Origin of the sequence: Kocuria sp. ZOR0020 (assembly GCF_000800955.1) — a bacterium.
Classification (GTDB): Bacteria; Actinomycetota; Actinomycetes; order Actinomycetales; family Micrococcaceae; genus Kocuria; species Kocuria subflava.
The window spans coordinates 1-2,619 of sequence record NZ_JROX01000053.1 but is presented as its reverse complement, the minus strand read 5'-3'; the positions used below and the strand labels follow the sequence as shown (position 1 = coordinate 2,619).

Below are 2,619 nucleotides of genomic sequence, written 5' to 3'. Positions count from 1 at the left end.
ATGCCTGGAAACAGCGGCTTGTCCGCCATTGACGATCTCCGCAAGACCGGCGCTGCCGTGATCATGCTGACCTCCTTTGCCTTGGACGAGTACGTGTTGGCAGCGCTTGAAGCCGGGGCGGACGGATTTCTGGTCAAATCCGCAGAACCGGCGGAAATCATCAACGCGGTGCACGGCGTGACCCGCGGGGACGCAGTGCTCTCACCGGCTGTCATGCGCACTGTGATCGATCGGGCGGTGCGAACGGGTGCACCGGGGGCGTCGTCGTCGGGAGGAATCCCGGCCACGCCCCCGCACGATCAACCGGACTCCCCACGTCATGCCGGCGACTCCCCCACGTTGCTGGAGCCGCTGACGCGCCGTGAGGAAGACGTGTTACGTCTCTTGGCGGAAGGCCATTCCAATCAGGAAATCGCCAAGAACCTGGTGGTGGCGGAGTCCACAGTCAAGACCCACGTGTCCCACACCCTGGCAAAACTGCAGGTCAGCTCCCGGGTACAGGCCGCCCTGTGGTGGGGCCGTCACGGCGAACGCGCCTGAGTTTGTGGGAGTCCTACAGCAAGTTACGCGCCGGTGTGTGGTCGAATGATCGGTGACGTGCGTTTGAGGACAACAACCCAATACAGTGCTGTGGTTCAGTTCGGACGTTCACCACAGATTGGCCGTCGGTTGCAGGATGGCCGTCCATTGCGGGATGGCCACAGAGAACGGGTTGGCGCACCTGCGCAGCGGATGAGGAGATCGATCACGTGACCGGAGCCCATGAGGCACCCAACGCCACCACCCCCGGCCTTCGTCGTCTGACCAAGGTCCTGATTACCAACCGCGGTGAAATCGCGGTGCGCATCATCCGTGCCGCCCGCGATGAAGGCATTGCCTCCGTTGCTGTGTATGCGGACCCGGACCGGGACGCCATGCACGTGCGGATGGCTGATGAGGCCTACGGCCTGGGTGGCACCACAGCGGCCGATTCCTACCTGATGATCGACAAAATCTTGGACGCTGCCGCCCGCTCCGGTGCTGATGCCATCCACCCCGGATACGGTTTCCTGTCCGAGAACGCAGATTTTGCCGCGGCAGTAATCAACGCTGGTTTGACCTGGATCGGCCCGCCCCCGCATGCCATCGCCTCTCTGGGCGACAAAGTGGCTGCGCGTCGCATTGCGGAGAAGGTGGACGCCCCGCGAGTCCCCGGCACCTCCGAGCCCGTGCAGTCAGCCCAGGAAGTGGTGGACTTTGCAGACCAGCACGGTCTGCCGATCGCCATCAAGGCAGCATTCGGCGGTGGTGGACGCGGTATCAAGGTGGTGCGTGAACGCGAATCCATCACGGAGCTCTACGAATCCGCAGTGCGTGAGGCCACGGCTGCATTCGGGCGCGGCGAGTGCTTTGTGGAGCGGTTCTTGGATTCCCCGCGACACGTGGAAACCCAGTGCCTGGCCGATGCCCACGGCAACGTTGCCGTGATCTCCACCCGTGACTGCTCACTGCAGCGGCGCAACCAGAAACTGGTGGAAGAGGCTCCGGCCCCGTTCCTCAGTGCCGAACAGAACGGCCGCCTCTACGAATCCTCCAAAGCGATCCTTCAGGAAGCGGGTTACCAAGGTGCCGGGACCTGCGAGTTCCTGGTGGGAACCGATGGCACCATCTCCTTCCTTGAGGTCAACACCCGCCTGCAGGTGGAACACCCCGTTTCCGAGGAAGTCACCGGGATCGACCTGGTCCGGGAACAATTCCGTCTGGCCCGCGGCGAGGAACTCGGTTACACGGACCCTGAGGTGCGTGGTCACTCCATTGAGTTCCGCATCAACGGCGAGGACCCCGGACGCAACTTCATGCCCGCACCGGGCACCCTGTCCACCCTGCGCCTGCCCACCGGCCCCGGTGTTCGCATCGATTCCGGTGTGGAGGCCGGGGAGACCGTCTCCGGAAACTTCGATTCCATGATTGCCAAACTGATCGTCACCGGCCGTGACCGTCAGCAGGCTCTGGATCGGTCCCGCCGGGCACTGGCCGAACTCAAGATTGAAGGCATGGCAACGGTGGTGCCCTTTGACCGGGCCGTGGTGGCGAATCCCGCCTTCGCACCGGCCAACGATGAGCCGTTCACCGTGCACACCCGCTGGATCGAAACGGAGTTCGACAACCAGATCGAGCCCTTCTCCAGAACGCCGGAATCCTCGGCAGACCCGGAGGAGCGCCGCAGCGTGGTGGTTGAGGTGGCCGGCAAGCGACTGGAAGTTGTGCTGCCTGCATCCGTCTTGGGCTCCACCAAGGCCTCGGCTCCCGGCGGCACCAAGCCGCGCCGCGAGCGCTCAGGCCGCGGCGGCACCACCAAGGCCACGGGTGATGACCTCACCTCCCCCATGCAGGGCACCATCGTGAAGCTCGCGGTGGACAACGGGGACACCGTGGAGGAGGGCGACACCGTGGTGGTCATCGAGGCCATGAAGATGGAACAGCCGCTCAAGGCCCACAAGTCCGGCACGGTCTCCGGCCTTGACTTCAACCCCGGGGACACGGTCTCCGCCGGAGCGGTTCTGGCCACCATCTCCTGATCCACCCTCTCTGATCCATCCCTTATGAACCACGACGGCGGTGGGCCCGGTTGCGTCACCG

The 2,619-nt window shown here is 64.3% G+C and carries 2 protein-coding genes; both read left to right on the top strand.

The genetic code is table 11. The features are described 5' to 3' along the window. The coding region (locus L979_RS03830) for a response regulator transcription factor (RefSeq protein ID WP_047689441.1) at positions 1 to 540 on the top strand (540 nt) is incomplete at its 5' end. Positions 541 to 749: 209 nt separating this feature from the next. Continuing rightward, a complete protein-coding gene (locus L979_RS03825) occupies positions 750 to 2,558 on the top strand; it encodes a biotin carboxylase N-terminal domain-containing protein (protein ID WP_047689438.1) in 1,809 nt (602 codons plus the stop codon). The last annotated feature ends 61 nt before the right edge of the window (positions 2,559 to 2,619 follow it).